3 protein-coding genes and 1 pseudogene are annotated in these 5,290 nt (G+C 56.8%); all 4 read left to right on the forward strand.

What is annotated here, in order from left to right; genetic code table 11:
• A partial coding sequence (locus tag QOC89_RS06125; protein ID WP_323044210.1) for an MSMEG_0569 family flavin-dependent oxidoreductase occupies nucleotides 1-1,171 on the forward strand: 1,171 nt, incomplete at its 5' end.
• A gap of 4 nt (nucleotides 1,172-1,175) precedes the next feature.
• A complete protein-coding gene (locus tag QOC89_RS06130) occupies nucleotides 1,176-2,024 on the forward strand; it encodes a Pnap_2097 family protein (RefSeq protein WP_323044211.1) in 849 nt (282 codons plus the stop codon).
• The gene (scpA, locus tag QOC89_RS06135) at nucleotides 2,021-4,162 is read left to right on the forward strand and encodes a methylmalonyl-CoA mutase (RefSeq protein WP_323044212.1); all 2,142 of its coding nucleotides are present in this window, start codon (nucleotides 2,021-2,023) and stop codon (nucleotides 4,160-4,162) included. Before QOC89_RS06130 ends, scpA begins: the two co-directional genes overlap by 4 nt.
• Before the next feature lie 112 nt (nucleotides 4,163-4,274).
• A pseudogene (locus QOC89_RS06140) lies at nucleotides 4,275-4,985 on the forward strand (IS6 family transposase).
• The last annotated feature ends 305 nt before the right edge of the window (nucleotides 4,986-5,290 follow it).

A 5,290-nucleotide genomic window follows, 5' to 3' on the forward strand; every position in this document is an offset into this window, starting at 1 on the left:
CGTCGTCGAGAAAAAGACGGTGACACATACCTGGCGCAGTCAAAGGTGGGATGCCTTCTGCCTTGTGACGCCCAACTGGCAATGTGCTCTGCCCGGGCATCCCTATAGCGGGCCGGACCCGCATGGCTTCATGAAGAAGGACGAGATTATCGAGTATCTGGACGGCTTTATCGCGAAGGTCAATCCTCCGGTCCTTGAGAATACCGGTGTCATTCGAGTCAAGCGTGGAGATGACGGCATTTATGCCGTTGAGACGACGGGTGGCGATTTCACGGCTGACCAGGTCGTGGTGGCATCGGGCGGGTACCACGCGCCAATCGTACCTCGTATGGCTGAGCGTCTCCCGGGCGACGTATTGCAGGTGCAATCGTCCGAATATCGAAGTCCCGAAGCGCTTCCAGAAGGGGCTGTGCTCGTGGTCGGTTCGGGACAATCGGGCGCACAGATCGCAGAAGACCTCCATCTCGCCGGCCGAAAGGTCTATCTCGCCGTCGGCGAGGCGCCGCGCTGCGCTCGCTTTTATCGGGGTCGCGACGTTGTGGATTGGCTCGCTGATATGCGCTATTACGATATGCCTGTCGAGAAGCATCCCTTGCGGGAAGGAGTCCGTGACAACACCAATCACTACGTAACCGGCCGGGACGGAGGTCGCGACATCGATCTGCGCAAGTTTGCGTCGGAAGGCATGGAATTGTACGGACAACTCGACGAGTTTCAGGACGGTCAGCTCAAATTCTCGCCAGATCTGATCGCTAACCTCGACGACGCGGATGAGGTCTACAACCGCATCAACTCAAGCATCGACGCTTTCATCGAGAAGAACGGGATTGACGCACCTATGGGTGAGAAGTACGAACCTGTATGGAGTCCGGCAAGCGAACGGACGACTCTCGATCTCGCTCGAAGTGGCATCAAATGCGTAATCTGGTGTATTGGTTTCCGTCCGGATTTCAGCTGGGTTGATGCACCGGTCTTTAACGGTCGGGGCTATCCCGCTCATCATCGTGGCATTACACCCCAGCCTGGGTTGTACTTCGTGGGTCTACCATGGTTGCACACATGGGGCTCAGGCCGCTTCTCGGGCATCTCGCGAGATGCGCAGTACATCGTTGACGACATTGTCTCGGTTCGCTCGGCGGCTGGCGGACAGCAAGAGAGCATGGCGGCGTGACATCATGTACCTGACGACGCAAGGCTATCGTGCCGGCATGCCACAACTCAGCCTGACCGGCATATCCGAAAACTGGATTCTGAAGGAGTGCGGGCAGAAGCACTGGGATGCGCTAGCGAGTTACGGCCAGCGCGAGCGGCCGGATTTCTTCGACGATGTCGGACGACGGTCTTACGCTGCGTTCACTGCGATTCGTGTTCGAACTGCCGGATTTGAAAAGGTGCGTGAGAACGACGATTTCGAAATCCGTACGTCACTTCACAGAGTCGGTCAGGCACGGCATTTCAGCCGTCATGAGTTGATCTCCCGTGGGGAGGAGCACTGCACCGTCTCAATGTCGTCAACGTTTGTAACGCGTAGCGAAGCGGGAAATAACCGTTCCATATCCAGAGCGACGCTCACTTCGCTGGCAGGGAAGATTGCCGACCCGCCAGCGGAGGCCGCCGAGATGTTTGCCCTGGGTAAGGCGGTACGGAACTCAGATCTGGGCAACCGAGAAGCTATCTCGCGCGAGTTGCTGCCAGATTTGAATACGCAATATGTCTCATCTTGCGAATTCTATCCATGTCCAAACGGCGATTTCAACGGTGCCGACCTGCTCTATTTCGCAAGTTTTCAGGCTTTCGTTGATAGAGCGGAATGGCAGACTCACAAGTTCAAGGAGCCGCCCGTAACGACTGCCCGAGACATGTTCTTCTACGGGAACGTCAATCTGGGAGACTCCGTCCTTGTTCGTACGATCGGCAAGCGGATCGATAAGCAGGGAATTGCACACTGGTGCCATGTTTTGCGCGCGAGCGACGGCGCGAAGATTGCCGACGTTATAACCGAGAAACGGTGGAAAAATTCATGACGGCCCAGAAAGGTTTGCCGAAAGTGAGCGGCACGATCGAATTGAAACCTCTTTACACGGCGAGCGATATCTCTGGGATCCCGCATGTGAAGAGCTTGCCCGGCGAGGCTCCGTTCGTACGCGGTGTTCATGCGTCGATGTATAGCGGTAAGCCTTGGACAATCAGGCAGTATGCAGGTTATGCCGATGCCGTTGATTCCAACCTCGCGTTCCGACGTGCTCTGGCGGAAGGGGCTCAAGGTTTGTCAGTCGCATTCGACCTGCCCACTCAGAGGGGCTACGACTCCGACGACGCGGACGTTCATGCAGATGTTGGCATGGCTGGTGTGGCCATCGACACCGTTGAAGACATGGTTCGGCTATTTGAAGGCATCCCTTTGGACCGTGTCTCGGTTTCTATGACCATGAACGGAGCGGTGCTGCCCGTTCTGGCAGCTTTTATTGTTGCAGCCGAAGAAAGCGGTGTGGAGGCTTCCGGGCTGACCGGCACAGTGCAGAACGATATCCTCAAAGAATATATGGTGCGAAATACCTATATTTTTGCTCCAGAGGAATCGTTGCGGATCACGAGCGATGTTGCTCAGCATCTTGCCAGGGTGGCACCACGATTCAATGCTCTTTCTGTCTCGGGCTACCATTTTCAGGAGGCGGGGGCTGACGCAGTGCTGGAGCTTGCACTAACGTTTGCCAACGCCTGTAAGTATGTAGAGATACTCCTCGCGAACGGCATGTCAGCCGATCTCGCGTGCGAGCGGATCAGTTTCTTTTTTGGCGTGGGAAAACAGTTTTTCGTGGAGACGGCCAAGTTACGCGCTGCCAGGTTGATCTGGTCTGAGTTGGCGGCGCAATACGGAGCATCAACCGAGAAAGCTCGCGGCTTGCGAATGCATTGTCAGACCTCGGGGTTTTCACTCAGCGCTCAGCAGGCCGACAACAATGTTGTCCGTACGACCGTCGAGGCGTTGGCCGCAATATTCGGTGGCACGCAGTCGCTTCACACTAACGCGTACGATGAAGCCTTGTCGCTTCCATCGGCCGATGCATCGCGGCTTGCTCGAGATACGCAATTGATCCTTCAGCATGAAATGGGGCTGTGTGACGTAGTGGACCCGTGGGCGGGCTCGTTCATGATGGAGTCGCTTACCGATCAGGTTGCGCGCCGCGTCCGGGAAAAGCTTGGCGAGATCAAGGAGCAGGGCGGTGTGCTGGAGGCGATCAATTCCGGGTGGGTGCAGCGCGAAATTGGGGTGGCGGCAACAGGAGTGCAAGCGGCAACCGACTCCGGAAAACGGGTCGTCGTCGGGTTGAATCGTTTTGTATCGCCAGACCCGGATACTGCCGTATCGGTCCCGAGCATGGTGATTGATAATCAGCATGTGCGCACCCAACAGGTGCGACGGATGAATAGCGTCAAGATGCATCGTGACGCGAGTGCGGTAACCAACTCCCTGAGGCGCCTCACCGAAATCGCCCGGACCCGGCGCGGAAATCTCCTGCAGGCAACGATCGATTGCATGCGCCTAAGAGCGACGGTTGGCGAATGCATCAAGGCATTAGAGGCTGTCTGGCCCCGGTATTCAGCTGCCATGCGCATCAGCCACGGCATATATGCTTCAGCGCGTGGGCGCGACAGTCGATGGGACGGGGCCTGCGATGCTGTGCGGGAACTTGCAGCGGAGTTAGGACGCGCACCGGGTATCCTGCTTGTAAAGCTTGGGCAAGACGGGCACGACAGGGGCATAAAGTTGATCGGCAGCGCGTTGTCGGACGCAGGATTCCGAGTTGTTATGGGTGGATTGTTCGGACAGGCCTGCGACGCGGTCGATTTTGCATGTGCAGAAATGTGCGACGTTCTGGGTGTTTCGTCGCTGGCGGGAGCTCACTTAGGCCTGGTTTCTGACCTATTTGGCGAGATGGAGCGGCGAAATTTGACCATTCCAGTTGTCTTGGGTGGCATCGTCCCTGACGAGCACGCCCGAAGTCTCAAACGGCGTGGGATTGAAGCTGTGTTGGGGCCGGGTATGTCAATGGACGCGATCGTTGCGTCGCTGGTCGAAGTGGTGCGCCGAAGCATCCGTGAGCGGGCGGCTAGCGCGCGCGGCACGCATTCCGCCCAGACTCAGTCGATTGACTTTTAGCAACCAGGTCGGTTCCGGTGGATCGACCATCTGCGCGCGGGCTCCGGTGCAAATCGGAGGAGCGGATAAGTTAAGCTGGGAATTTGACGAGCGCGAGCAGGCTATGAGTAAGCTGACAGACGTCGACAGGCTGTTCAACGGCCGTCACTTTGACCGCGAAGTCATCGTCCTGTGTGTGCGTTGGTACCTGCGTTCCAAGCTCAGCTTTCGAGACCTCGTTGAAATAATGGCCGAGCGCGGGCTGTCGCTCGCGCACACTACGATCATGCGCTGGGTTAAATGCTTCACGCCGGAGTTCCTCAAGCGCTGGGACCGGTTTGCAAAATCCGCTGGTCGTTGATGGAGAGTCGATGAGACGTATGTGAAAGTCCGTGGCAAATGGGTCTATCTTTACCGTGCAGGTGACCGCGCGGGAAAGACGGTCGACTTCCGGCTCAGCGCCAGGCGCGATGTCGCTGCGGCCAAGGCTTTCTTCGCGAAAGCGATCAGGAGTCAAGGGCTCGCTCCGAAGACAATCACGCTGGACGGTTACGCTGCGTCTCACCGCGCGGTGCGGGAAATGAAGGCGGACCAGTTTCTGCCCGCGGACACGACATTGCGATCGTCGAAGTATTTGAACAATTTGATCCAGCAGGATCACCGCAACATCAAGTCCAGGATCAACACAATGCTCGGCTTCAAACGCTTCAGGGATGCGGCCATTACAATATCGGGTGTCGAGTTGATGCATCGCATTTGCAAAGGTCAGTTCAACCTCGCACGATTGCGCCTCAAAGATACCACTGCGCCTTCTGTTTGGAAGGCAGTCCTTTCAGCACGATGACGTAATGGTGAATGCGCCGCTTTTTGCTCGCGCCCGTAATTTGCACCACAGCCACGAATCACTCCCGTCGATCGATGTCTTCCAGGATATAGAACATTCCGAACTACGGGCGACTTTTTCAACACAATCGAGGTACAACGGTCATTCATTCCTTCGAGTCAGTCGACGAGTCCTCGGCCGGAGCCCCCATTCGCCCATCGGCATTGGCTCACGCTCGCCTTTCGCCCTTTCGACAATCTCATTTTCACTTTTGGGGGTATGGGCGCTTTTAGCCTCATACGCTCAAGAGGCTCCCGCAAACGATT

It is taken from the genome of Paraburkholderia sp. (genome assembly GCF_034668105.1).
Taxonomy (GTDB): Bacteria; Pseudomonadota; Gammaproteobacteria; order Burkholderiales; family Burkholderiaceae; genus Paraburkholderia.

What these genes read in the sequence shown, in the direction of transcription:
- QOC89_RS06130 (WP_323044211.1), top strand. Translation starts at nt 1,176, where the DNA reads ATGTACCTGACGACGCAAGGCTATCGTGCCGGCATGCCACAACTCAGC.
- scpA (WP_323044212.1), top strand. Translation starts at nt 2,021, where the DNA reads ATGACGGCCCAGAAAGGTTTGCCGAAAGTGAGCGGCACGATCGAATTG.